Annotated in this window: 22 protein-coding genes; 12 read left to right on the top strand and 10 right to left on the bottom strand. The window is 73.1% G+C overall.

Annotated features, from left to right (window positions below):
- The first annotated feature begins 39 nt into the window (after positions 1–39).
- The gene (locus ACIP37_RS10630; protein ID WP_400804854.1) at positions 40–813 is read left to right on the top strand and encodes a peptidyl-tRNA hydrolase; all 774 of its coding nucleotides are present in this window, start codon (positions 40–42) and stop codon (positions 811–813) included.
- Positions 814–837: 24 nt separating this feature from the next.
- Here ACIP37_RS10630 and ACIP37_RS10625 read toward each other — a convergent pair whose 3' ends face one another.
- Positions 838–1419 carry a DUF2269 domain-containing protein gene (locus ACIP37_RS10625; RefSeq protein WP_363579418.1) on the bottom strand — a complete coding sequence of 194 codons (582 nt, stop codon included), beginning with the start codon at positions 1417–1419 and terminating at the stop codon, positions 838–840.
- Positions 1420–1517: 98 nt separating this feature from the next.
- Complete coding sequence (locus ACIP37_RS10620; RefSeq protein WP_363579416.1) at positions 1518–2291, bottom strand: SDR family NAD(P)-dependent oxidoreductase; 774 nt, start codon at positions 2289–2291, stop codon at positions 1518–1520.
- 555 nt (positions 2292–2846) lie between these two features.
- On the opposite strand from ACIP37_RS10620, the gene ACIP37_RS10615 reads away from it, so the two are divergent.
- From ACIP37_RS10615 to ACIP37_RS10605, 3 genes are read left to right on the top strand one after another with little or no spacing between them, the layout of a single operon-like run.
- Entirely contained in the window at positions 2847–3587 is a 741-nt protein-coding gene (locus tag ACIP37_RS10615) for a hypothetical protein (RefSeq protein ID WP_363579414.1), read from the top strand.
- A 35-nt stretch (positions 3588–3622) separates the two neighbouring features.
- On the top strand, positions 3623–4798 hold the full coding sequence (locus ACIP37_RS10610; protein ID WP_363627580.1) for a sensor histidine kinase: 1176 nt from the start codon (positions 3623–3625) through the stop codon (positions 4796–4798).
- Positions 4798–5460: a response regulator gene (locus tag ACIP37_RS10605; protein ID WP_400804860.1), complete on the top strand. Its 663-nt coding sequence runs from the start codon at positions 4798–4800 to the stop codon at positions 5458–5460. The genes ACIP37_RS10610 and ACIP37_RS10605 overlap by 1 nt, the downstream gene beginning before the upstream one ends.
- A gap of 122 nt (positions 5461–5582) precedes the next feature.
- Here ACIP37_RS10605 and ACIP37_RS10600 read toward each other — a convergent pair whose 3' ends face one another.
- Genes ACIP37_RS10600 through ACIP37_RS10590 form a run of 3 tightly spaced genes read right to left on the bottom strand, consistent with a single transcriptional unit; the run spans position 5583 to position 8043 of the window.
- Positions 5583–6329: a hypothetical protein gene (locus ACIP37_RS10600; RefSeq protein WP_400804863.1), complete on the bottom strand. Its 747-nt coding sequence runs from the start codon at positions 6327–6329 to the stop codon at positions 5583–5585.
- 23 nt (positions 6330–6352) lie between these two features.
- Positions 6353–7108: a hypothetical protein gene (locus ACIP37_RS10595; protein WP_400804866.1), complete on the bottom strand. Its 756-nt coding sequence runs from the start codon at positions 7106–7108 to the stop codon at positions 6353–6355.
- The gene (locus ACIP37_RS10590) at positions 7105–8043 is read right to left on the bottom strand and encodes an ATP-binding cassette domain-containing protein (RefSeq protein WP_363579408.1); all 939 of its coding nucleotides are present in this window, start codon (positions 8041–8043) and stop codon (positions 7105–7107) included. Before ACIP37_RS10590 ends, ACIP37_RS10595 begins: the two co-directional genes overlap by 4 nt.
- A gap of 179 nt (positions 8044–8222) precedes the next feature.
- Here ACIP37_RS10590 and ACIP37_RS10585 point away from each other — a divergent pair, with 179 nt between their 5' ends.
- Both ACIP37_RS10585 and ACIP37_RS10580 read left to right on the top strand, forming a co-directional pair.
- Positions 8223–9425: a sensor histidine kinase gene (locus tag ACIP37_RS10585; RefSeq protein ID WP_400804869.1), complete on the top strand. Its 1203-nt coding sequence runs from the start codon at positions 8223–8225 to the stop codon at positions 9423–9425.
- A 44-nt stretch (positions 9426–9469) separates the two neighbouring features.
- A complete protein-coding gene (locus tag ACIP37_RS10580; protein ID WP_363579664.1) occupies positions 9470–10129 on the top strand; it encodes a response regulator transcription factor in 660 nt (219 codons plus the stop codon).
- Between the two features lie 80 nt (positions 10130–10209).
- On the opposite strand, the gene ACIP37_RS10575 is transcribed toward ACIP37_RS10580, so the two are convergent.
- The 3 genes from ACIP37_RS10575 to modA form a co-directional block, all read right to left on the bottom strand.
- Entirely contained in the window at positions 10210–11352 is a 1143-nt protein-coding gene (locus ACIP37_RS10575) for an ABC transporter ATP-binding protein (RefSeq protein ID WP_400804872.1), read from the bottom strand.
- A gap of 52 nt (positions 11353–11404) precedes the next feature.
- Entirely contained in the window at positions 11405–12226 is an 822-nt protein-coding gene (locus ACIP37_RS10570) for an ABC transporter permease (RefSeq protein WP_350875665.1), read from the bottom strand.
- Positions 12227–12297: 71 nt separating this feature from the next.
- A complete protein-coding gene (modA, locus tag ACIP37_RS10565) occupies positions 12298–13152 on the bottom strand; it encodes a molybdate ABC transporter substrate-binding protein (RefSeq protein ID WP_400804875.1) in 855 nt (284 codons plus the stop codon).
- 360 nt (positions 13153–13512) lie between these two features.
- Between modA and ACIP37_RS10560 the strand changes: the two genes are divergently transcribed.
- Both ACIP37_RS10560 and ACIP37_RS10555 read left to right on the top strand, forming a co-directional pair.
- Complete coding sequence (locus ACIP37_RS10560; protein WP_400804878.1) at positions 13513–14580, top strand: RNA ligase (ATP); 1068 nt, start codon at positions 13513–13515, stop codon at positions 14578–14580.
- Between the two features lie 108 nt (positions 14581–14688).
- Positions 14689–16074 (top strand): cytochrome P450, encoded by a 1386-nt coding sequence (locus ACIP37_RS10555; RefSeq protein WP_363579399.1) that lies wholly within the window; start codon positions 14689–14691, stop codon positions 16072–16074.
- 182 nt (positions 16075–16256) lie between these two features.
- On the opposite strand, the gene ACIP37_RS10550 is transcribed toward ACIP37_RS10555, so the two are convergent.
- A complete protein-coding gene (locus ACIP37_RS10550; protein ID WP_400804881.1) occupies positions 16257–16631 on the bottom strand; it encodes a hypothetical protein in 375 nt (124 codons plus the stop codon).
- Positions 16632–16744: 113 nt separating this feature from the next.
- Here ACIP37_RS10550 and ACIP37_RS10545 point away from each other — a divergent pair, with 113 nt between their 5' ends.
- On the top strand, positions 16745–17590 hold the full coding sequence (locus tag ACIP37_RS10545; RefSeq protein ID WP_400804884.1) for an RNA polymerase sigma factor: 846 nt from the start codon (positions 16745–16747) through the stop codon (positions 17588–17590).
- Between the two features lie 45 nt (positions 17591–17635).
- Complete coding sequence (locus tag ACIP37_RS10540; RefSeq protein ID WP_363579393.1) at positions 17636–18601, top strand: hypothetical protein; 966 nt, start codon at positions 17636–17638, stop codon at positions 18599–18601.
- A gap of 160 nt (positions 18602–18761) precedes the next feature.
- Here ACIP37_RS10540 and ACIP37_RS10535 read toward each other — a convergent pair whose 3' ends face one another.
- Positions 18762–20165 carry a cation:dicarboxylate symporter family transporter gene (locus tag ACIP37_RS10535; protein ID WP_363579391.1) on the bottom strand — a complete coding sequence of 468 codons (1404 nt, stop codon included), beginning with the start codon at positions 20163–20165 and terminating at the stop codon, positions 18762–18764.
- Positions 20166–20395: 230 nt separating this feature from the next.
- On the opposite strand from ACIP37_RS10535, the gene ACIP37_RS10530 reads away from it, so the two are divergent.
- Together ACIP37_RS10530 and ACIP37_RS10525 are read left to right on the top strand one after the other, a co-directional pair.
- Positions 20396–22204 carry an ATP-binding protein gene (locus ACIP37_RS10530; RefSeq protein WP_400843611.1) on the top strand — a complete coding sequence of 603 codons (1809 nt, stop codon included), beginning with the start codon at positions 20396–20398 and terminating at the stop codon, positions 22202–22204.
- On the top strand, positions 22201–22941 hold the full coding sequence (locus ACIP37_RS10525; protein ID WP_363579387.1) for a response regulator: 741 nt from the start codon (positions 22201–22203) through the stop codon (positions 22939–22941). The genes ACIP37_RS10530 and ACIP37_RS10525 overlap by 4 nt, the downstream gene beginning before the upstream one ends.
- The last annotated feature ends 122 nt before the right edge of the window (positions 22942–23063 follow it).

Below are 23063 nucleotides of genomic sequence, written 5' to 3'. Positions count from 1 at the left end.
GCGTGATCACCGGGGTGGCGGGGCTGGCATGCTGGACGGGTGACTTCTCCGTTCGACACCCCTGCTCCCGATGCCGCTTCCGATTCCGCTCCGGCGCCCGTTTCCGCTGCCGACGACGCCCCGGCCCCGGCGGACCGTGACGCGCGGCCGCAGTACGTGCTGCCGCTGCTCGTCCGGCTGGAGAAGGCCACGCCGCCCGGGCGGACCGACGCGCTGGAGACCTCGGCCCGGGCGGTGCTCACCCTGTTGTCCGACTCGCGGGTGACCGACGCGGACGGCGAGTGGGCGGAGCGGGTCGAGGCCTGGGAGGACGCCCGGATCCGCAAGGTGGTCCGGCGGGCCCGGGGCGGGGAGTGGCGCCGGGCGGGCGAACTGCCGGGGATCACGGTGAGCGGACGGGAGGCCGAGGTGCGGGTGTTTCCGCCGGTGCCGTTGGATGGCTGGCCGAAGGACCTCGCCAAGCTCCAGGTCTCCGGGACGGACTTGGAGGAGACCACCGAGGTCGGCGCTCCTGAGCCCGGGTTGCCGGTGCTGTGGCTCAACCCGGAGCTGGAGATGAGCGCGGGTAAGACGATGGCGCAGACCGGCCACGCCGCCCAGCTGGCCTGGTGGCGGCTGGACGAGGCGCAGCGCAAGGAGTGGGCCGAGGCCGGATTCGCGCTCGCGGTGCGGACGGCCCCGGCGGAGGCGTGGGAGGGGCTGGTCACCAGCGGTCTGCCGCTGGTCCGGGATGCGGGCTTCACCGAGATCGCGCCGGGTAGCTGCACGGTGATCGCGGACCACCCGGCATTGCGGGGGACTGCTGAGGTCTGACAGCGAGCTCGGCCCTGCCTCGGCTCACCCGCCACTGGGCCGTGAACGGGCATGGTGGCGTCCCGACGGTTTGACGACGGAGAGCACGACGTTGGCGACGTACACCGACAGCGCGACGATCGGGATGATCACCAGGTTGTAGCGGGTGAATCCGAGGTGCATGTCCGCGATGGTGCCGGTGGGGTGCTGGTCCACCAGGTGGGCCGCTTCGTGCAGCCGGGCGGTGAGTTCGAAGATCGAGGCGGCGGTGGCGGCCAGGGTGAGCCAGAACTTGACGGCAACCCAGCGGTACCTGAACAGGCGCCAGGGGGTGCCGAGCGCGAGGAGCAGTCCGGTCAGCAGGGAGAGCAGGCTCAGCGGGAAGACCAGCGCGTCGCCGAGGACCGGCATCATCCGGTAGGCGCTGCGCAGGGTCTCCGCGCTGTCCGTCAGCAGCCCTGTCACGCCGAGTGTGAGCAGGCAGAGCATCAGGCCCAGCCAGCTGACCGAGCTGACGATGTGCACGACCACCGCGCTCTTGCGGGCAGTCGGTGAGAGGCGGAAGTTCTTGGGCTGCCGGGTGCCCGGACGGGGCGTTGCCGCGGAGGACGCGGCGGGGGTGGTCATACGGGGTCCTTCGGGAGACGACGGGGGAGGGGGCCTGCGTCAGGCTCTCGTGGCGAGCGCCGTGGTCGCCGGCCTGTGGCTGCGGCCGGCCACCGGCGTCAGAGCATGATGCGCCCGCCGGCCACGTCGATCGTCAGGCCGGTCAGCCAGGACGACGACTCGGACGCGAGGAAGAGCGCGGCGTGAGCGACATCGGCGGGCACTCCTGCGCGGCCCAGCGGGAACTGCCTGACGATCAGCGGGAGCTTTTCGGCGGGTATGCGCTCCTGCTGGCTCTCCGTCATGATCAAGGACGGAGCGAGGCAGTTGACCCGCACGCCGTACCGGCCCACCTCCTGTGCGACCTGGCGGGTGAACATCAGCACGCCTGCCTTGGCCGCCGCGTAGGAGGCGGCGGCACCGCCGGGAAGCCGCCCGGCGGTGGACGCCATGGTGATGATCGAACCGCCGCCGCGCTCGATCATGCCGGGCAGGAAGGTCTGCACGGCCAGGAAGGTGGTGGTCAGGTTCAGGTCGACCACCGAGCGCCAGTGCTCCAGGCTCATCTGCTCGATCGGCACCGGGTCGCCGCCTCCGCCGACGAACGCGCAGAGCACTTCGATCGGACCGACGGACTGCTCGGCCTGTGCACGCAGCCGCACGAGGTCGGCGGGATCGGTGCAGTCGGCCGTCATCGCGACCGCCGTTCCGCCTGCCGCGCGGATCTCGCCGACCGTCCGGTCGACGGCACTCCGGTCGCGGCCGACGACGGCTGCCTTGACACCGTTGGCGGCCAGGGCCTTTGCCGTCTCGGCTCCGATGCCCCGGGAACCTCCGGTGACGAGGGCCGCCTTGCCCGCGAGATCGGGATAGGTGGGCAGTGGCGTGGTCATCAGTGTGGCTCCGTGGATTCTCGGTTGACGGTGAATCGGCCGGCGGGCGGCGTGGTCTCGTCAGACATGGGAGGGGGCCGTGGCGTCATCGGCTTCGGCCGGGCGTCGCGCCGGGTTGAGGGCGCCGGCCTGGCGGCCGGCGCGTCGCCCCGGACTGATCCGCCGATGCGGGCACCTGCCGCCCGTGCCGACCCCAGGAATCCTCGTCGCCGCGCCTGCACGCCGTCGTCGTCCGAGCGGCGGCCGTCGGGATACTCCTGCTGACGTAGCGTCGCGTCCCGGTGGTACGACGTTGGGAGGAGGCCGAAGTGCCAGTCTCAGACCAGCTGCTGACACGACACAAGGACAATGCTCTCTTGGTGGCCGAGCCCTTGGTACGACCCGCGGCCGAAGCGCCAGGCCTGTGTGAGGGCGGCCGGTGATCCGGTACCTCCGCGGGCGTACGGCGGAAGCCTTCCTCCGGAGGACGCCCCGGCGCGGCCGGCGCGGTGAACTGAACCGCGCCGGACGTGGGCCTTCCAGCCGGCGCCGTCCCTTGCCTGGAGGCTGTCGACCTTGTCGTCCTTCACCTCGCCCCGCCGGTCGTCCGCGGGAGCGCTCAGCGGCATCCTGTACGTGCTCCTCTTCGTGGCCAGCCTCGTCATCAGCGGCATCACCGCGCCCTCCGGGCCGTTCGCCACCCCGTACTCCAGTGACGACGTGGTGCGGAAGTACCTGCTCGCCGATCCGGTGGTGCTGCACCGCTCGCTTCAGGTGGGAGCCCTGTTCCAACTGCTCTCGGCACTGGCGCTGCTGGCGTTCGTCCCCTGGCTCACAGAGTTCGTGGGCCGCTACGGCACCCCGGTGCGGGCGGGTGTGGTCCGGGCGGCGGGCAGTGCGTCCGGGGTCCTGCTGGTGCTGTCCGCGAGCGCGGGTTGGGTCCTGTCGCTGCTGGGCACCGCCGCGGACCTGTCGGTGTCCCGCGCCCTCATGGACCTCGCCTTCATCACCGGCGCCGCGCCCGCGATCGGTACGCTCGGCGTGGTCCTGTGGCAGGTGTCGCGCACCGCGCTGGTGAGCCGGGCGCTGCCCGCCTGGGTGGCCTGGTCCGGACTGGCCCTGTCCGCCGCGAGCACGTTGTCTCTGCTCTCGCTGGTCGCCGAGCCGGCCACGCTGCTGATCCCGGTCGGACGTTACGTCGGCTTCCTCTGGTTCGTCGCGGTGAGCCTGACGCTGTGGCGTCGGGACGGCGGCACCCCCTCCACGGGCCAGTCGCGTACTACGGCGGGAGTAGCTGCGCCCGCACCCGCGAGCTGATGCCCAGGTGTGGCGCGCCGCACTAGCCTTCCGGGATGAACGAGTTGCGCCCGTCGTGGAAGCCGCCGTGGAACCGGTCCGGCCGGGCGGGCCTGCCCGTGCTCTCGTCGCTGGCCGTCGCCTGCTTCCAGGTGGCGGGCACGGTCGGCGCAGGACACCGGCAGCCCGACCGCGTCCAGCTCGACGCCCTCGGCTACGCGCTGCTCCTGCTCGGCCCCGCCGCGCTGCTGCTGCGCCGCCGCCACCCGGCGGCGGTCATGGTCGGCACCACAGCGGTCACCATCGGCTACCTGCTCGCCGGGTACCCGTACGGCCCGGTCTTCGTCAGTCTTGGTGTGGCGTTCTTCGTCGCGGTCCAGTGCGGGCGACGGCGGGCGGCCTGGGCCTGCGGCGGCGCCTTCTACGTCGGTCAGCTGCTGATGAGCTACGCGGTTCCGCACGACTGGCTGCGGGCCAAGAGCTGGCAGGCCAACGCCTGGCAGGAGTTGGGCGTCACGGCGGTGCTGCTGCTCATCGCGACCGGTGCGGAACTGGCCCGGACCCGCCGCGAGCAGTCCGCCGCCGCCAGAGCCGCCGCGGAGGAGGCGCAGCGGCGCCGCGTCGACGAGGAGCGGCTGCGGATGGCCCGCGAGCTGCACGACATCCTGGCGCACAGCATCTCGTTGATCCACGTCCAGGCCGGGGTGGCGCTGGAACTCATCGACACCCGCCCGGAACAGGCCAGAAGCGCCCTGGCGACGATCAAGGCCGCCAGCAAGGAGGCCCTGGGCGAGGTCCGGCAGGTCCTCGGCACGCTGCGCGGACCGGGGGCCACCGCGCCGCGCACTCCCGCCCCCGGCCTGGACCGGCTGGACGAACTGGTCGACCAGGCCGGCCGGGCAGGCCTGACCGTCAGCGTCCGTTCCGAGGGCATCCCCGGGGAGGTCCCGGCCGCCGTCCAGCGGGCCGCCTTCCGGATCGTCCAGGAAGCCCTGACCAATGTGATCCGCCACTCCGCCGCCCGGACGGCCACCGTGCTGCTCTCCCGGACGGCCGACGGCCTCACCGTGCGGATCGACGACCCGGGCCCGGTGGGCGGCGGCGACGCGGGCGGCTCGGGAGCCGGACTGATCGGGATGCGGGAGCGGGTCGCCGCCTTCGGGGGCACCCTGGAGGCGGGCCCGTACGACGCGGGATTCCGAGTCCGGGCCCGCTTGACGAGGGGTGACTGATGATCAGGGTGCTGCTGGTGGATGACCAGATGCTGGTCCGGGCCGGTTTCCGGGCGTTGCTCGACGCCCAGCTCGACGTCGAGGTGGTTGGCGAGGCCGACGACGGCGAGCAGGCCCTGCGCCTCACCGTCGAGCTGCGTCCCGACGTGGTGCTGATGGACATCCGGATGCCCCGCCTCGACGGCCTGGAGGCCACCCGGCGGATCGGGGCCGACCCGGAGCTCGGCGGGGTGCGGGTGGTCGTACTGACCACCTTCGAGCTCGACGAGTACGTCTTCGAGGCGCTGCGGTCCGGCGCGGCAGGGTTCCTCGTCAAGGACGCCGAGCCGGCCGAACTGCTCCGGGCGGTCCGGGTCGCCGCCGCAGGCGACGCGCTGCTCTCGCCGGGCGTCACCCGGCGCCTGATCGGAGAGTTCGCCGCCCGCTCGAAGGAACCGCAGGCGGTCGGCCTTGAGATGCTCACCGAACGCGAACGCGAGGTGCTTGCCCTGGTCGGGCTCGGGCTCTCCAACGAGGACATCGCCCGCCGCCTGGTGGTCAGCCCGCTGACCGCCAAGACGCATGTCAGCCGCGCCATGGTCAAGCTCGGCGCCCGCGACCGCGCCCAACTGGTCGTCCTCGCCTACGAGTCTGGCCTGGTCCGCCCTGGCTGGCTCGGGTGACGAGTGACAGATGACAGCGAACAGATAACAGAAAACAGATAACAGATTTCGAAATCTGTTATCTGTTCGCTGTTTGTTGTCATCGGCCACCGGCCCACCGGCCCGCCGCCCGCCGTCGGGCGCTACTCGCCGGAAGCCTGGTGCCGCCGGATCGCCCGCAGCCCGCCGTAGGCGGCTGCGGCCGTCCAGAGGGCCATGATCAGCAGTCCGGTCCAGTGGCCGTAGTGGATGCCGGCCTCGGTCCGGGTGTGCATCGCGTACAGGCCGGCCCGGTCCGGCAGGAACTGGCCGACCTCGCGGACGCCGGGGATGGCCGCCAGCCAGGTGGTGCCGAGGAACACCATCGGGCCGAGCAGGCCGAGCGCGGCGCTGAAGTTGCCCAGCATCGTGGTCAGTCCGAGGCAGAGCAGTACCAGCAGCGGGTGGTAGAGCACGCCGGCCACGAAGCTGCGGGCCAGGCCGGGGGTTGACCAGTCCAATCCGACGGTGGCGTCGACGGCCAGGAACGAGCCCGCCGTCGACGCCAGCCCGAGCAGCAGGCCCAGCCCGGCTCCGAGCGTGAGCTTGGCGCCGTACAGCCGAGCGCGCCGGGGGACGGCGATGAACGAGATGCTGATCATGCGGGTGTTGAACTCCTGCCCGATCAGCAGGATCCCGAGGCAGGCCACGGCCACGTGCCCGAAGAGCAGCCCGTAGTAGATCCCGTTGGCCGGGTCAGTGCCGGGGGCCACGGTCTTGGGGTCGGAGGCGGCGCTGACGGCCGCAGTGACCCCGACGGTCAGGACCAGGGCGACCAGCGGGGCCGCCCACTGGGAGGGCAGGGTGGTGAACTTGATCCGTTCGGCGCGCAGGGCGTGGGCCGCGCTCATGGTCATCTTCCCTTCGTTCGTGGTCACTTGGCGCGCCGCAGGGCGGGCAGGCCGCCGTAGGCCGCGGCGCCGGCCCACAGGGCCATGATCAGCAGTCCGGTCCAGTGCCCGTACGAGACCTGCGGGTCGTCGGCGTAGTGCATCGCGTACTGGCCGGCCCGGTCGGGCAGGAACTGGGCCACCTGCCGCACCCCGGCCACGCCGCCGAGCAGCGGCGAGAGCAGGAAGAAGACCGGGACCAGCAGTCCCATGGCGGCGGTGAGGTTGCCGAGCAGCGCGGTCGCGCCGAGGCAGAACACCACCAGCAGCACCGGGTAGAGCACGCCGGCGGTGGCGCTGCGGACGAAGGCGGGGCCGTCCCAGTCGCCGGGGACGGTGGCCGCGTACCCGGCGAAGGCGCCCGCCGTGCCCGCCGCGCCGACGCCGAGGCCGACCAGCGCGCCGAGCGTGAGCTTGGCGCCGTACAGCCGTCCGCGCCGGGGGACGGCGGTCAGCGAGACGTCGATCATGCGGGTGTTGAACTCCTGGCCGATCAGCAGGACCGCGAAGCAGACCAGCGCGGCCTGGCCGAAGTTGAGCCCGTAGAAGACGCCCACGCCGGGGTCGTCGGTGAGGTTGTGCTCCGAGCCGCCGAGGGCCGCACCGATCGCCGTGGTGGTGCCCACGGTGAGCGCGAAGGCGAGCAGCGGGGTGATCCAGAGCGAGTGGAGGGTGGTGAGCTTGATCCGCTCGGCGTCGAAGGCGCAGAGGTGGTGCCGGAGAGTTGAGTCGGGGCTCATGCGGTGGCCTCGGCGCGGTACTCGACGCTGTCGGCGGTCATCCGCATGAACGCTTCCTCCAGCGAGTCCTGTTGGACCGCGATCTCGTACAGGACCACGCCGTGTGCGGCGGCGAGCGCGGCGATCTGCTCGGGTTCGGCGCCGGTCACCTCCCAGGCGCCGTCGTCGACCTCGGTCGCGGTGAGGTTGCCGGCGGTGTCCGACTGCCGGAGCAGGTCGCCGCCGAACAGGGCGGCGAGCTTGGCCGAGTTGACGGCCCGGACGCGGATCCTGGTCCGGCCGTGCTGGTCGATGAACTCGGCGGTGGCGGCGTCCGCGAGCAGCCGACCACGGCCGATGACCACCAAGTGGTCGGCGGTGAGCGCCATTTCGGTCATCAGGTGGGACGACACCAGCACCGACCTGCCCTCGGCGGCCAGTTCGCGCAACAGGGTGCGGATCCAGCGGATGCCCTCCGGGTCGAGACCGTTGACCGGTTCGTCCAGCAGCAGCACCGGCGGGTCGCCGAGCAGCGCGGCGGCCACCCCGAGGCGCTGGCGCATACCGAGGGAGAAGCCGCGGATCCGCCGTCCGGCGGCGTCCGTCAGGCCGACCTGGGCGAGCACCTCGTCCACCCGGCGCGGCGCCAGGCCGTTGCTCGCCGCGAGCCAGCGCAGGTGGCCGGCGGCGGTGCGGCCGCCGTGCAGGGCGTGGGCGTCCAGCAGGGCGCCCACCTGCCGTAGCGGCTGGACGAGTTCGGCGTACCGGCGGCCGCCGACCAGGGCGCTACCGGCGGTGGGGCGGTCCAGGCCGAGGATCAGGCGCATGGTGGTGCTCTTACCGGCGCCGTTCGGGCCGAGGAAGCCCGTCACCAGGCCGGGCCGGACCTCGAAGGACAGGTCGTCGACGACGCGCCGACCGTCGTACTCCTTGGTGAGGCCCTGGATCTCGATCACGGCCGCGCTCCCCTCTCGGTGCTCCGGTGCCGGATCGTCCGGCTGGTGGTCACATTCGACCGGAGCGGGCCGTACCGGCGGATCCCGCCGGGGTTGGGAGCCGTCTCCCTCCCGGGAGGGAGACGGCGGCAGGCCGGCGGGGGAGCCCGGGCCGACCGCTGAGCTGGCAGGATGGTGGAATGCCCAGGATCCTCGCGCCGCTGCTGGCCGGCGCCACGTACGCGCGCCTGCTGCATCTGCTGGTCGGGTGGATCTTCGTGGGCGTCGTCCTGATGATCTACCCGGGGACGTACCACAAGAGCCTGGGCGAGATCGTGGTCGCCGGCGCCGCGGTGGACACCGCCCTGCTCGCCCTGGTCGCCCTCGTCCCCGCGACGCGGCGCGCCGAGGGGGTGCAGGCGCGACTGCTGCTGCTGCCCGACCGCGAGGAGGACATCGCCGCCGAGTCCTCCCGCACCTGGGCGGACCGGCGGCGCACCGCCGGCTGGCTGATCGGGCGGGTCGTGCTCGGCTCGGTGGTCGGGTTCGCGACGGCCTTCGGCCTCACCAGCGGCTACGACCTGCTGACCGGACCGGACTCGTTCTGGTACCTCCCGCTCGCCCCGGTGCTGGTGATCGGCTACGGCTGGCTGGTGGTGTCCGCCGGGCGCCTCCAACTCGCCATGGCTGTAAGGCTTCTGGGGCCATCCCCGGCGGAGCGGCTGGCGGAGGCGGAGCTGCGCGCCGAACGGCTGCTGGAACGCAACAGGTTGGCCCGCGAGCTGCACGACTCCATCGGCCACGCACTGACGGTGACGGTCCTTCAGGCGGGTGCCGCGCGGGAGGTCGGGGACCAGGTGTTCACCGCCAAGGCGCTCGAAGTCATCGAGGAGACCGGCCGCCGGGCCATGGAGGACCTCGAACGCACCCTCGTCCTGCTCCGCGAGACGCCGGAGGGCGCGGCCGGCAACGGAACGGCCACCGAACAGCCCGGTGTCGACCAGTTGCCCGCACTGTTCGACACCGCCCGGTCGGCCGGGAGCCCGGTCGAGGCGCGGATCGAGGTGTCGGCGGGCGCGCTGCCCGGGGTGCTCTCCCGCGAGTCCTACCGGATCGTCCAGGAGGGTGTCACCAACGCGCTCAAGTACGCGCCCGGCGAGCCGGTCAGCGTCCGGATCGCCGTTCAGGGAGGGCAGTTGGAGCTGCGCTGCGCCAATCGCCCGGCGGTCGGCGGCGTTCCGGCGCGCCTCCCGGGCGGCGCGGCGGGCAAGGGCGGCAAGGGGCTGCGCGGCATCCGGGAGCGCGCCACGCTGCTCGGCGGGGAGGCCACCGCCGGGGTTTCGGGCGACGGGAGCGGGGAGTGGGTGCTCGCCGTCCGGTTGCCCCTACGCTTGGGCTCGTGACGAACGATCTTGTGGGCGACGGACCGTCGAGGGGCTCCGCCGGGATGATCGACATCCTGCTCGCCGACGACGAGGAGCTGGTCCGGGCCGGGATGCGGGCCGTCCTGGAGGCGCAGGGGGACCTGCGGGTGGTCGGTGAGGCCGCCGACGGCGCCGACGCGGTGGCGCTGGCCCGCACGCTGCGCCCACACGTCGTCCTGATGGACGTCCGGATGCCGGTGCTGGACGGCCTGGCGGCCACCCGCGAGCTCCTGCGCCCCGGCGCGCCGGGGGACCAGCCGCCGAAGATCCTGGTCGTCACCACCTTCGAGAACGACGACTACGTCTACCAGGCGCTGCGCGCGGGCGCCGATGGCTTCCTGCTGAAGCGCTCCCGAGCGGCCGAGATCGCGCACGCGGTACGGCTGGTGGCGGCGGGCGAGTCACTGCTGTTCCCGGCCACGATCCGCCGCCTCGCGGCCGGCCACGGCAATCCCGCCGCCCGCGCGACCATGGAGCGGGCGGCACTGACCGAGCGCGAGGCGGAGGTGCTGCGGCTGGTCGCGCGCGGCCTCAGCAACGGGGAGATCGCCGAGCTGCTGTTCCTCGGCGTGCAGACGGTGAAGACCCACGTCAGCAGTGTGCTGGCGAAGCTCGGGGCGCGGGACCGCACCCAGGCGGTGATCGCCGCGTACGAGTCGGGCTTCGTCGAGCCGTCGGAGTAGCGCAGAGCGCAGCGGGCAGGAGCTCGGCGGGGACGCGGGCGGCCCGGCGCGGCCCGGCCCGGCCCGGCGCGGTGTCGGGGTCAGGCCGGGTACGCGTGGGTCTGGGTGGCTTTGACGGAGGCCCAGACCTCGGATCCGGGCGCCAGCCCCAGCTCGGCGACGGCGGCCGGGGTGAGGTCGGCGGCCATCGGGAGTTCGCCCGCGAGGTCGGCGCGCACCTGGTCGCCGTGCAGGTCCAGGCCGGTGACCTCGGCCTTCCACACGTTGCGCGCGCTGGACTGGGGCCGTTCGCGGTGCAGGGTCACGGCGGACGGCGGGAAGGCGACGAAGGCCGGGCCGGACAGCTCCTCGGTGGTGGCCAGGACTGTGCCGGCCGTGAGCGTGACCTGGTGGCCGTCGGCCACGCCCTGGTACAGGTTCAGTCCGACCAGGCGCGCGATGTAGTCGGTGCGCGGCCGCCGGGCGACCTCCGCCGGGCTGCCGGACTGCACCTCGTGCCCGCTCTCGATCACCACCAGCCGATCGGCGAGTACCATCGCGTCCAGCGGGTCGTGCGTCACCAGCACCGCCACGGCCTCGAACTCGGCCAGATGGCGCCGCAGTTGGGCGCGTACGTCGAGCCGGGTGCGGGCGTCCAGAGCGGCCAGTGGCTCGTCCAGCAGCAGCAGCCGGGGGCGGACGGCCAGCGCCCGGGCCAGCGCCACCCGCTGGGCCTGGCCGCCGGAGAGGCTGCCGGGTCGTACGGAGGCGTGGTCGGCCAGGCCCATCCGCTCCAGCCAACCGGCCGCCTCGGCCCGGGCGGCACGCTTGGGGCGGCCCTGGCAGCGCGGGCCGAAGGCGACGTTGTCGAGCGCGCTGAGGTGCGGGAAGAGCAGGTAGTCCTGGAACACCACACCGACGGGACGCTCCTCGGCGGGGGTGTGCACGCGCTGCCCGGGCTCCTCCAACAGGCGTCCGTCCAGGCGAAGGTGGCCGCCGGTGAGCGGGAGCAGCCCGGCGAGGGCGCGCAGGGCGGTGGACTTGCCGGCGCCGTTCGGGCCGAGCAGCGCGATCACCTCGCCGGGTGCGGCGGTGAGGGCGAGGTCGAGGGTGAACGCGGCGCGCTCCACCCGTAGCCGGGCGTCGAGGGCGGGTGCAGGTGCAGCCGCGGCGGCCGTGGAGGCGGGGTCGGCCGAGTCGGTGGGGTCGGTGGGGTCGGTGGGGTCGGTGGGGGAGGTGCTCATCGGGGCGGCGTCCAGGGGGTCGGGGCAGCGGTGGCCGGGGCTCGCGGGGCCGTCACGGGGTCGACATCCAGCGGTCGCGCAGGCCGACCAGGACCGCGACGGAGACCACCAGCAGGACCAGCGACAGCGCGATCGCCGCCTCGGGGTCCGATTCCATGGCGAGGTAGACGGCCAGTGGCATGGTCTGGGTGCGGCCCGGGAAGTTGCCCGCGAAGGTGATCGTGGCGCCGAACTCGCCGAGCGCCCGGGCCCAGGCGAGGACCGCCCCGGCGGCGATACCCGGGGCGATCAGCGGCAGGGTCACCCGGCGGAACGCCGTCAGCCGGGAGGCGCCCAGGGTCGCGGCCGCCTCCTCGTAGCGGGGGTCGGCGGCGCGCAGCGCGCCCTCCACGCTGATCACCAGGAACGGCATCGCCACGAACGCCTCGGCGATGACCACTCCGGTCGTGGTGAACGGCAGCGTGATGCCGAAGGCCGAGTCCAGCCAGGAACCGACGATGCCGCGCCGTCCGAGGACCAGCAGCAGTGCCACGCCGCCGACCACCGGCGGCAGCACCAGCGGCAGGGTGACCAGGGCCCGGATCACCCGTCGGCCCGGCAGCTCGGTGCGGGCGAGCAGCCAGGCCAGCGGGACGCCGAGGACCAGCGAGACCGCCGTGGCCGCCGTCGCGCAGATCAGCGACAGACGCAGGGCGTCCCAGACGGCGGCGCTGGTGAGCTGCTCGGACAGGCCGCTCCAGGGCGCCCGGACGAGCAGGCCGACCAGCGGCAGGATCAGGAACGCCAGCCCGAGCAGCGCCGGGAGCAGCAGAGTGACCGGGACGCGGTGGGTGCGCCGGCGCCGGCGTGGCAGGGCTTTCGCCGTTCCTGCCACGCCGGGCCCGGTGCCGGTGGCGCGCTCGGTGGTGCGCCCGGTGTCGGTGGTGCGCTTGGTGGTGCGGTCGCTCACGGCGCCTGGAAGCCCGCCGTGGTGAGCACCTGCTTGGCCTCGGGCGACTGGATGTACGCGACGAAGGCGGCGGCGCCGTCCTTGTTCGGGGCCTTGGCCAGGGCGGCGATCGGGTAGTCGTTCACGGCCTTGTCGGCCTCGGGGAAGTCCACGCTGTCGATCTTCCCAGCGTCCGCCTTCACGTCGGTCTTGTACACGAGCGAGGCGTCGACCTCGCCGAGCTCGACCTTGGTCAGCGCGCCCTTGACGTCCTGCTCCAGGGTGACCGGGGTGAGGTTGACGTTGGCGGCCTTGAGCGCGGTCAGGGCGGCGGCGCCGCACGGCACCTCCTTTGCGCACAGCGCGACCTTCACACCGGAGGCGGTGAGGTCGTTCAGGCCCGCGACGTGCTTGGGGTTGCCCTTGGGCACGGCGATGGTGAGCGTGTTCTTGACGAAGGTCTTCGGGTCGCCGCTCGCGCCGCCCGCGTCGGTCACGGTCTTCATGGTGGCCGGACTGGCGGCGGCGAACACGTCCGCCGGGGCGCCCGAGTTGATGCTGGTGGCGAGGCTGGAGCTGCCGCCGAAGTTGAACTTGACCTTGGCGCCCGGGTTCGCGGCCTCGAACTTCTTGCCGAGGTCGGTGAACGTCTCCTTGAGCGAGGCGGCGGCGAAGACGGTGATGTCGGCGGTGGCCTTCGGGACGCTGCCGCCACCGGCCGCCGACGAGGCCGAGGAGCCCGCCGTCGAAGCGGCCGAGGAGCTGCTGGACTTGCCACCGCCGTCGCTGCCGCAGGCGGTGGCCCCGAGGCTGAGGACGAGGGCCGCCGCGGCGGCGACGGCGAGTCTGCGGGTGGTCGTACGGGTGCTCATCGGGGCTTCCCCTCCAGGGCGCGCGCCGGAAGGGGCGCGGAGTGAGGCCGCAGGTGCGGCCATTACGGTGATCATAGTGCCGCAAATGCGAGTGATAAGTCCTCTGTCGCTTCGCACAGGCGGGGTGTGGCGGCGCTCTCCGCCCGGCTGTGCGAAGGCTCAAACGCGCACGGACGGCGCCGGAGCGGGAGTGCTGCGGGGGTCGGCGTGATGGCCTGTGTGAGGGCCGGCGTGAGCGTGGTGCCGGGGAAATTACGTCGCGCAGGGGGCGGCCGGGCGGACAGAGTGGGGGCGATTCGTACGGCAGTCCGTACACACCACCCGGGCCGAACGGCCCAGAAGAGGAGGGGGGGTCCGTCCATGTCCACGTTGCGCGTCACCGCGGAGAAGCTGGTCGTCCTGGAGCACCCGAACGCCGACGCACTGGAGCTCGCGCAGGTCGGCCTCTACCGGGCGGTGGTCGCCAAGGGCAGGTACCGGACCGGCGACTACGCCGTCTACATCCCCGAACAGTCGGTCCTCCCGGTGAAGTTGATCGAGGAGCTGGGCCTGACGGGCAAGCTGGCCGGCAGCAAGTCCGACCGGGTGAGGGCCGTCCGGCTGCGCGGTGAGCTGTCCCAGGGCATCGTCTGCCTGCCGGCCGCGCTCGCCGGCACCGACCTGGCGGACGCCGCCGGGCGCGGCGAGGACTTCGCCGAGCTGCTCGGAGTCGTCAAGTGGCAGCCCCCGGTACCGACCTCCATGAGCGGCGACGTGCTGAGCGCGCCCGACCTGCTGCCCTGGGTGGACATCGAGAACCTCAAGCGCTACCCCGACGTCTTCGAGCCCGGCGAGCCCGTGGTGCTGACCGAGAAGCTGCACGGCAGCTGCTGCCTGATGACGTACACCGCCGCCACCGGCGAGGTCCGGGTGTCGTCCAAGGGCATCGGGGCGCAGGGGCTCTCACTGGTCGAGGACGAGCGCAACCTGTACTGGCGGGCCGTGCGCGCGTACGACCTCCCCGCCGTGGCGGCCCGACTGGCCGAGCGGCTGGGCGCCGAGCGGGTCGGCGTCTTCGGCGAGGTCTTCGGCGCCGGTGTGCAGGACCTGACGTACGGAGCCTCCGGCCGTGCCGAACTGCCCGGCTACGCCGTGTTCGACGTGTCGGCCGTGGTGGACGGGCAGCTGAGGTGGTACTCCGCCGCCGAACTGCTCGACGGCGAACTGCCGCTGGTGCCCGAACTGTGGCGGGGGCCGTTCGACCCGGAGACCGTGCTGGCCTTCGCCCAGGGCAAGGAGACCGTCTCCGGGCGTGAACTCCACCTGCGCGAAGGCGTGGTGGTCCGGCCGGTGACCGAGCGCTGGAGCCCGGTGGTGGGCGGACGGGCGATCGCCAAGGTGGTCGGTGACGCCTACCTGACGCGCAGGGGCGGCACCGAGTACGAGTGATCCCCGCCCCGTCGCGCCCTCTCGCGCCCTCCCCCGCGCTTTCACGCCTTCCGCAGCTGATGGATCGTCAGCTAGGTTGGTGGGTCGCCTGCGGAGAATGGAGTGCCGATGACCGCCGCCACCGCCCTCATCCCCGGGCCGGCCGGAAACCCCCTGGTCGGGTCGCTGTTCGACCTCACCCGCCGCCCGCTGCGCACCTACCTCGCCGCCCGCCGCGACCACGGGGACGTGGTCCGGTTCCGGGTCGGGCCGCCCGGGCTGCGGGTCGAGTTCTACGGGGTGTTCTCCCCGGAGGGCGTCCAGCAGGTGCTGGGCGGTGAGGCGGCCAACTTCCGCAAGGAGAACGCCTTCTACGACGAGTTGCGGACCAGCGTCGGTAACGGCCTGCTGACCAGCCAGGACGGCGACTACCAGTGCCAGCGCCGGCTGGTCCAGCCGCTGTTCACCCGCCGCCGGGTGGACGGCTACGCGGGCGCCGTCGCCCGGGAGGCGCGGGCGCTCACCGAGCGGTGGAACGCGATCCCGGTCGGGGTCGTGGACGCGGCGGAGGAGATGTCCCGGTTCGCGCTGCGAGCCGTCGCCCGGATCCTGTTCGGCGCGGACGTCGAGGAGGCGGTGGCGGTGGTGGACCGCAGCTTCCCGGTGCTCGGTGAGTACGTCTGGGACCGGGGCTTCGCGGCGATCCGCATCCCGCGCACCTGGCCGACCCCCGCGAACCGGCGCGGCGCCGAGGCCCAGCGCGCCCTGTACGCGGTCTGCGACCGGATCATCGCCGAGCGGGCCGCGCGCGGCGACCTGGACGAGGACGCGGACGACCTGCTCACACTGCTCGGACGGGCCCGTGGCGAGGACGGGGAGCAACTCGACCCGGCCGAACTCCGGGACCAGGTGCTGGTGTTCCTGCTTGCCGGGCACGAGACCACGGCCACCTCGCTGGCCTTCGCGCTGCACCTGCTCGCCAAGCACCCCGAGCAGCGGAAGCTCGCCCAGCAGGAGGCGCAGACCGTGCTGGCCGGCCGGGAACCGACCGCGGCGGACCTGGAGTCGCTGCCGTACATCACCCGGGTGCTGAAGGAGGCGATGCGGCTCTACCCGGCGGCGGCCCTGGTCGGGCGGCGGGCGGTCGCCGAGACGGTCATCGACGGGTACGTGATCCCGGCGGGTGCCCAGGTCGTCGTCTCGCCACTGGTCACCCACCGGCACCCGGCGCACTGGCCGGACCCGGAACGCTTCGACCCCGACCGCTTCCTGCCCGAGCAGGAGAAGGACCGGCACCGCTACGCCTGGTACCCGTTCGGTGGTGGTCCGCGGGCGTGCATCGGGCAGCACTTCGCGATGCTGGAATCGGTGCTGAGCCTGGGCGTGCTGCTGCGGGACTTCGAGATGGAGGCGGTGGACGAGCGGGTGGCGCTCGCCCAGGGCATCACGCTCCGCGCGGCGAGCCCGATGCGGATCCGGGTGACGGCGCGGGGAGCCGCAGGGCTCGCCGGGTAACGGCTGACAGCGTTCAGATTTCAGATGACAGAGGATGAAATCTGTTATCTGTCATCTGTTTGTCGTTATCTGTTCGCTGCCTCTCCGGGTGTGTGGCCGGCCGGCGCCCACCGGGGGGTGCGGGTGCGCGGCGGGGGCGCCGCCCCGGCGGGACAGCGCCCCCGATCGGCTCTGCCGGTGCCTCAGCCCCGGCTCTGGAACACGATCCTGGTCCAGGTGGAGCCCGGGCAGTTGCCCCAGACGTCCCAGGCCTGGGATCGGGCGCCGATCCACAGGCCGGTGGTGCTCGTGCCGTTGGCACAGTAGGTGATGGTGCGCAACTCGCCCGAGTAGACGTTGCAGTAGCCCTCCCAGCGCCACCCGTAGTTCGCGGTGATGACGCAGTGGTAGGAGGCGGAGGCCACCTCGGGCGAGGCTCCGATGGCATTGGCGGTGATGGTCTGGTCGGCGACGGTGGGCGCGGCGGCGGCGGGCAGGGTGGTGGTCCCGAGCACGCCGAGGGTGGCCGCGGCGGCGGCCCCGAACGTGGCGATCTTCCTGGCGATGCGACCTCGCATGGCGGTTTCTCCTCGCTCAGCGGTACGGATCGGGCGGTGTGTCCCCGGCCGTCCAGATCCACGGGGTGGGTGAATTCCGGCTTCCCGTCCGGCCGATGACGTATTGCGCACGAATGACTGCGTACAGTGAGACGACGGCCTATGATGTGAGCTGTGTCACAACCTTTTCTTTGGGTTGTGACCTGCCCAACTGGGCTTTCGGAGTGCCGATTTCCGGGGAGAGCGGCATGGCGGAATGCGGCGGTAGGTGTGGTGGCGGACGCGGGGGCGGCGGTGGGAAGGACTTCGGTCCGAGGCCTGCCGATCGTCAATCGGACGATTTCAACCGGGTGTTCACGGAAATGCTGCCGAGGCTCCACCGGGCGGCCGCGTCGCTCACCGGCGGGCTCGCCGCCGGGGACGTGGTGCATGACGCGTATCTGCGGATCGCCCGCAGGCCGGAGCGGTTCCTGAGCCATCCGCAGCCCTACGCCTACGTGTTCACCACGATGGCGAACATCCTGCGCGACCAGTGGCGCCGGGAGCGGCGGAGGGTCGTGCTGCCCGATCCGTGCGGGACGGCCGAGCGGGAGCGGGACCGGCCGCCGGTCGAGTCGCCGTCGGGCGGGATGGCCGAGCTGCAGGCGCGCTGGGAGGTGCTCCGACTGCTGGGCTTCCTGACGGCGAAGCAGGCCCGCGTGGTGGTGCTGGTGGACCTCGACGGCTACACCGTCGACGAGGCCGCCGAACTGCTGGGCCTGCATCGCAGCACGCTGGCCGTCACCCGTCGCCGCGCCCACGGGAGGCTGCGCGCGGTCCTCGCGCGGGAGCGGGAACATGAGCGGGAGGGCGAGCGGGACCATCGGCCGGGGCCCGCCCTCGAAGCGGCGCCCGGCGCGGGGTCCGCTGCGGGGTCCGCTGCGGGGCCCGGTGCAGGCCCTGGGGCGGCGCCCGAAGCGGCACCCGACGCACCGAGCTGACGCCAAGTCAGCTGATGCGCCGCCCCGGCCCGTACGCTGAAAATCGTGATCACGTACGAGGACCACCGCCTCCGCGCCCTGGCTGACGACGGCCGCTGGCCCGAACTGCTGACCGCCTACCGGCAGGGTCGGGCGGCAGCCGTGGAGCGCGCCGGGGAGGAGCCCGCGGCGGCGCTGACCGCGCCGCTCGGCCACCTGATCGCCTACTCGGCGCCGCCGGAGCTGGCCGTCCGGTTGTTCGACCGGGACGGCGGCCCGGGGACGGTCGCCGGGGTCGCCGACCATGACGCCGGTCCGCTCTGGGAGGTGCTGGCGACCCGGCATTCCTGGCTGCGGCTGGCCCCGCTGCTCGTCCCGGCCCCGGTGCGCCGACTGGTCGCGCAGACCCGGGTGCTGCTCGGCGAGGACCTCTCGTACGGGGCCGAACCCGACCCGGAGGGCGTGCCGCTGCTGCTGGCGCCGTGGGAGGCGGCCGGATGGGACGAGGGGGCGCGGGTGCGCCAGTACCTGCCCTGCGGGGGCGCGCGCAGTGCGCTGCTGACCCTGCCGGCCAGCCGGGAGGGTCTGGGTGACGTGACGCTGCCCGCATCGGGCGTACGGCTGGGCGGGCAGCGGGCGACCCGGGCACTGGCCGCACTGGCGGACTGGGCGGAGGTGGTCTGCGTCCGGGGCCCGGCGCCGCAGGCGGCCGCCCAACTGGCCCGTAGTTCCCGGGTCACCGGCGGGTACCTGCCGTTCGCGCTGGTCTATCCGGCGCTAGTACAGGCCGCCGTCGTGGACCGCGGACGGGGCTCGGCGCACGGACGGCTGGCGCTCTGGCGGGCGCTGGTCGAGATGGCCGGCGCGAAGGGTACGGACGGGTCGGACCGGGCGGAGGTCGACGCGCTGGTGGCCCGGATGCGCTGCTTCATCTGGCACGAGCCGACCGCCGGGCTGCGCCATCTGCACGTCGCGCTGGAGGACCCGGCCTGTGGCCTGGCCTGGGCGGTGAGCGGCTCCGAGGACCTGTGAGGACCTCCGAGGACCTGCGAGGACCTGTGGGGACCCGCGAGAACCGGTGAGGACCGGTGAGGGCCTGTGGCGAAGGCCCGTCGGACATGCGGAACCCCCGGTCCGGCGCCGTTTCCGGGGGAGGTGGTGGCGCCGGACCGGGGGCGTATGAGGGGGCCGCTCAGGCGGCCGCGGCCGCGCCGCTCTGGACGGGGACGGCTTCCGGAGTCGCCGGGACGGCCTCGGGGGCCTCGACCGGCCCGCCGTGCGCGTCGACCAGGGTCCGCTCGTCGAACGGCTCCTCGCCGGCCAGCACCCGCTGGGCGCGGTCCGCGTCGAGTTCGCCGGTCCAGTGCCCGATCAGGACGGTGGCGACGGCGTTGCCCGCGAAGTTGGTGAGCGCACGGGCCTCGGACATGAAGCGGTCGATGCCGACGATCAGGCCGACCCCGTCCACCAGCGCGGGCTTGTGCGACTGCAGTCCGCCGGCCAGGGTGGCCAGCCCGGCGCCGGTGACCCCGGCCGCACCCTTGCTCGCGATCACCATGAACACCAGCAGCGAGAGCTGCTCGCCGATCGACATCGGCTTGTCCATCGCCTCGGAGATGAAGATCGACGACATGGTGAGGTAGATCGCGGTGCCGTCGAGGTTGAAGCTGTAGCCGGTCGGCACGGTGATGCCGACGACCGGGCGGCTCACGCCGAGGTGCTCCATCTTGGCGATCAGGCGGGGCAGCGCGCTCTCGGAGGAGGAGGTGGAGAGGATCAGCAGGAACTCGCGGCCCAGGTAGCGCAGCAGGGCGAACACGTTGACCCCGGCGACCAGTCGCAGCAGCGCGCCCAGGACGACGACGACGAACAGCACGCAGGTCGCGTAGAAGCCGATCATGATGACCGCGAGGCTCTTCAGCGCGGCCGTGCCGGTCGCCCCGACGACGGCGGCCATCGCCCCGAAGGCGCCGATCGGCGCGACCCACATGATCATCGACATGACCCGGAAGACCAGCCGCTGCACGTGCTCGATCCCGCGCAGCACCGGGGCACCGGCCGGGCCCATCGCCTGGAGGGCGAAGCCGGCGAGCAGTGCGACCAGCAGGGTCTGCAGCACCTTGCCCTCGGTGAGGGCCGAGAACGTGGTGGTGGGGATCATCCCGAGCAGGAAGTCGGTCGTCGACTGGGCGCCGCCGGCGACGGCCTGGGCGTGGCCGGACTTCGCGAGCGCGGCGGTCAGGTGCAGGCCGCCGCCGGGCTCCAGTAGGTTGCCGATGGCCAGGCCGATGGCCAGCGCGACGGTCGACATGACGAGGAAGTAGCCGAGGGCGAGGCCGCCGACCTTGCCGACCTTGGCGGCCTTGGTCACCGAGCCGATGCCCAGCACGATGGTGCAGAAGATCACCGGGCTGATCATCATCTTGATCAGGTTGACGAATCCGGTGCCGACCGGCTTCAACTCCACGGCGAAGCCGGGGGCGGCCAGCCCGACCGCGATGCCCGCGACCACGGCGGCGATGACGGCGAGGTAGAGGTAGTGGGTCCGGTCCCTGCGTCTGGATCCCCCCGCCGGTGCGGCTCCATCGATCGACATCTGCGGCTCCTTCGCCGTGCGGTCCTGGCGGCCCCGGGTGGTGGGCCGCTCTGACTATCGGGCCTGGGCGTGACGGAGGTCACGTTTGCGTTCATAGAGTTCACGGCCGGGTGCCGCTGGGCCGTGGGGTGCGACGGGGCTGGGGGGCGTTCGTCGACAGGTCGTCGGCAGGCCGCCGACCTGTCGCGGGCCCCTGGGGGACCCCGGGAGTGTGGTGCACACTGGCAGGCATGTCCGTGCGCACCGCCCCCACGCCCTCGCGCCGACGGCTCCCGGCACCCCGCGGGCTGGTCCGCAGCCTGGCTGGGCAGCTCTTCGTCGTCCAGGTGGTCATCGTCGCCGCCGTGGTGGCGGGCGGTGCGGTGCTCGCATACCTCTTCACCGCGGACCGGGCCGAGGACGCGGCCCGCCGTCAGGTCACCACTGTCGCCCACGCCGTCGCCGACTCGCCGTCCGTGCGGGCCGCCGTCACCACGCCGGACCCGACCGCGGTGCTCCAGCCGTACGTCGAGCAGGTGCGGGTGGACACCGGCGTCTCCTTCATCACCGTCATGGACACCGAGGGCGTGCGCTGGACCCACCCGCTGCCCGAGCAGATCGGCAAGCGCTTCCTCGGACACATCGACTGGGCACTCGCGGGGGAGACCCGCAGCGAGACGTACACCGGCACGCTCGGGCCGTCCGTGCGGGTGGTGACGCCGGTGTTGGACGACCGGCACCAGGTGATCGCGCTGGTCAGCGCGGGCCTCACGGTGGAATCCATCTCCGCGCAGTTGAGCGGCCCGCTGCTCGCCCTGGTCGGGGTGGCGGTGGCCGCGCTCGGGGTCGGCGGTGTGGGCACCTACCTCGCCAACTCCCGGCTGCGGCGGCACACCCACGGCATGGGGCCGGCCGAACTCAGCCACCTCTACGAATACCACCAGGCGACCCTGCGCTCGGTGCGCGAGGGGCTGGTCCTGCTGGACCGCGCGCACCGGGTGGTGCTCTGCAACGACGCGGCCCGTGAACTGCTCGGACTGGGCGGCAACTTGGAGGGCCGCCTGATCGTGGAGCTGGGGCTGCCGCAGGCGCTGGTCGCGGCCGTGCTCGGCGACGAGCCGGTCCGGGACGAGGTGCACCTGACCGCCGAGCGGGTGGTGGTGCTCAACACCTCCACCATCGGCACCGGCCTCGGCCGGGTCGTCACCCTGCGCGACCACACCGAACTCCAGTCGCTCAGTGGAGAGTTGGACTCCGTACGGGGCTTCACCGAGGCCCTCGGGGCGCAGGCGCATGAGGCGGCCAACCGGCTGCACGCCGTCGTCTCGCTGATCGAACTCGGCCGCCACGAACAGGCGGTGGAGTTCGCCACCGCCGAGCTCGCGCTCGCCCAGCAGCTCACCGACCGGGTGGTCGCGGCGGTCGGCGAACCAGTACTGGCCGCGCTACTGCTCGGCAAGGCGGCCCAAGCGGCCGAACGGGGAGTGGAGTTGGCCCTCACCGACGACAGTCGGATCGACGACGGGCTGCTGCCGCCCGGGCTCTCCGCGCGGGACCTGATCACCGTCCTCGGCAACCTGATCGACAACGCCGTGGACGCCGCCATCGCCGGAGCCGCGCAGAGCGCGGTGCCGCCGGAGGTCACCGTCACCGTGCGGATCGATGGCGGTGGCGTGGGTGGCGTGGGTGGCGTGGGTGGCGGCGACGCGGCTCCGGGTGGCGGCGATTGCCTGCTGCTGCGCGTCGCCGACACCGGGGCGGGGATCGACCCGGCCGCCGTCGAGGACGTGTTCCGGCGCGGCTGGAGCACCAAGCAGGACGTGCGCGGGCACGGTCTCGGGCTGGCGCTGGTCTCCCAGGCCGCCCGGCGCAACGGCGGCAGCGTCGAGGTCGGGCGCGACCGGGGTGCGGTGCTCACCGTCCGGCTGCCGCTCGCTGGGCTGCCGGCACGATCCGGTGAGCGGCAGCCGGGGCAACTCGGGAGCCCGGAGCAACTTGGCCAGCCGGGCCAGCCAGGCCAGCCGGGGCAGCCGGGCCGACGGGAAGGGGTGTCGCGATGACCGAGGTGACCGCCGGGCCGGGGATCTCCGTGCTGGTCGTCGAGGACGACCCCGTGGCCGCCGCCGCGCACACCCTCTACGTCGAGCGCGAACCCGGCTTCCACGCCGCCGGGACGGTGCACAGCTGCGCCGACGCGCTGCGCTTCCTGGACCGCGCCCGCGCTGCCGGGAGGCCCGTCGACCTGACCCTGCTCGACCTCTACCTGCCGGACGGCCACGGCCTCCACCTATGCCGCTCGCTGCGTGCCGCCGGCCACACCACCGACGTCATCGCGGTGACCTCGGCCCGCGACCTGGCGATGGTGCGGCAGGCCGTGTCGGCGGGCGTGGTCCAGTACCTGCTGAAACCGTTCAGCGCCGCCGCCCTGCACGACCGCCTGGAACGCTACGCCCGCTACCGCGACAGCCTCGGGCGCACCGGCGAGGCGACCGGGCAGGACGAGGTCGACCAGGCGTTCGCCCTGCTCCGCACGCCCGAGCGCAGCAGCCTCCCCAAGGGGTTGAGCGCGCCCACCCTGGACACCGTCGCCGCCGTACTGCGCGAGACGGCGACGGGTCTGTCCGCCGCCGCCGCGGGCGTCGCCGCCGGGGTCTCCCGGATCACCGCGCGCCGCTACCTCGAACACCTCGTCGACACCGGGCGGGCGGTGCGGGAACCGCAGTACGGGAGCGTGGGGCGGCCGGAGCTCTGCTACCGGTGGAAGGGTGGCGGGGCGGCTCCGGGTCGGCGGGGGTGAGGGCCGTGACCTTTTCGCCGGTGGCTCGTTGGCAGGACCGGGGGCGGTTCACTCACTCGGGTGGTTCTGGGGGCCCATGGGGTATCCCGCCAGGTCAGGGGCGGTAAAGTTAGGCTTACCTA

The sequence above is a fragment of the Kitasatospora sp. NPDC088861 genome (assembly GCF_044750105.1).
Classification (GTDB): Bacteria; Actinomycetota; Actinomycetes; order Streptomycetales; family Streptomycetaceae; genus Kitasatospora.
This window is presented reverse-complemented; position numbering and strand designations above follow the sequence as displayed.

Bases quoted from the DNA above. Each gene is read 5' to 3' on its own strand.
- ACIP37_RS10625 (WP_363579418.1), bottom strand. From the start codon at position 1,419: ATGACCACCCCCGCCGCGTCCTCCGCGGCAACGCCCCGTCCGGGCACC.
- ACIP37_RS10620 (WP_363579416.1), bottom strand. From the start codon at position 2,291: ATGACCACGCCACTGCCCACCTATCCCGATCTCGCGGGCAAGGCGGCC.
- ACIP37_RS10610 (WP_363627580.1), top strand. From the start codon at position 3,623: ATGAACGAGTTGCGCCCGTCGTGGAAGCCGCCGTGGAACCGGTCCGGC.
- ACIP37_RS10605 (WP_400804860.1), top strand. From the start codon at position 4,798: ATGATCAGGGTGCTGCTGGTGGATGACCAGATGCTGGTCCGGGCCGGT.
- ACIP37_RS10600 (WP_400804863.1), bottom strand. From the start codon at position 6,329: ATGAGCGCGGCCCACGCCCTGCGCGCCGAACGGATCAAGTTCACCACC.
- ACIP37_RS10595 (WP_400804866.1), bottom strand. From the start codon at position 7,108: ATGAGCCCCGACTCAACTCTCCGGCACCACCTCTGCGCCTTCGACGCC.
- ACIP37_RS10585 (WP_400804869.1), top strand. From the start codon at position 8,223: ATGCCCAGGATCCTCGCGCCGCTGCTGGCCGGCGCCACGTACGCGCGC.
- ACIP37_RS10580 (WP_363579664.1), top strand. From the start codon at position 9,470: ATGATCGACATCCTGCTCGCCGACGACGAGGAGCTGGTCCGGGCCGGG.
- ACIP37_RS10575 (WP_400804872.1), bottom strand. From the start codon at position 11,352: ATGAGCACCTCCCCCACCGACCCCACCGACCCCACCGACCCCACCGAC.
- modA (WP_400804875.1), bottom strand. From the start codon at position 13,152: ATGAGCACCCGTACGACCACCCGCAGACTCGCCGTCGCCGCCGCGGCG.
- ACIP37_RS10560 (WP_400804878.1), top strand. From the start codon at position 13,513: ATGTCCACGTTGCGCGTCACCGCGGAGAAGCTGGTCGTCCTGGAGCAC.
- ACIP37_RS10555 (WP_363579399.1), top strand. From the start codon at position 14,689: ATGACCGCCGCCACCGCCCTCATCCCCGGGCCGGCCGGAAACCCCCTG.
- ACIP37_RS10550 (WP_400804881.1), bottom strand. From the start codon at position 16,631: ATGCGAGGTCGCATCGCCAGGAAGATCGCCACGTTCGGGGCCGCCGCC.
- ACIP37_RS10545 (WP_400804884.1), top strand. From the start codon at position 16,745: ATGACTGCGTACAGTGAGACGACGGCCTATGATGTGAGCTGTGTCACA.
- ACIP37_RS10535 (WP_363579391.1), bottom strand. From the start codon at position 20,165: ATGTCGATCGATGGAGCCGCACCGGCGGGGGGATCCAGACGCAGGGAC.
- ACIP37_RS10530 (WP_400843611.1), top strand. From the start codon at position 20,396: ATGTCCGTGCGCACCGCCCCCACGCCCTCGCGCCGACGGCTCCCGGCA.
- ACIP37_RS10525 (WP_363579387.1), top strand. From the start codon at position 22,201: ATGACCGAGGTGACCGCCGGGCCGGGGATCTCCGTGCTGGTCGTCGAG.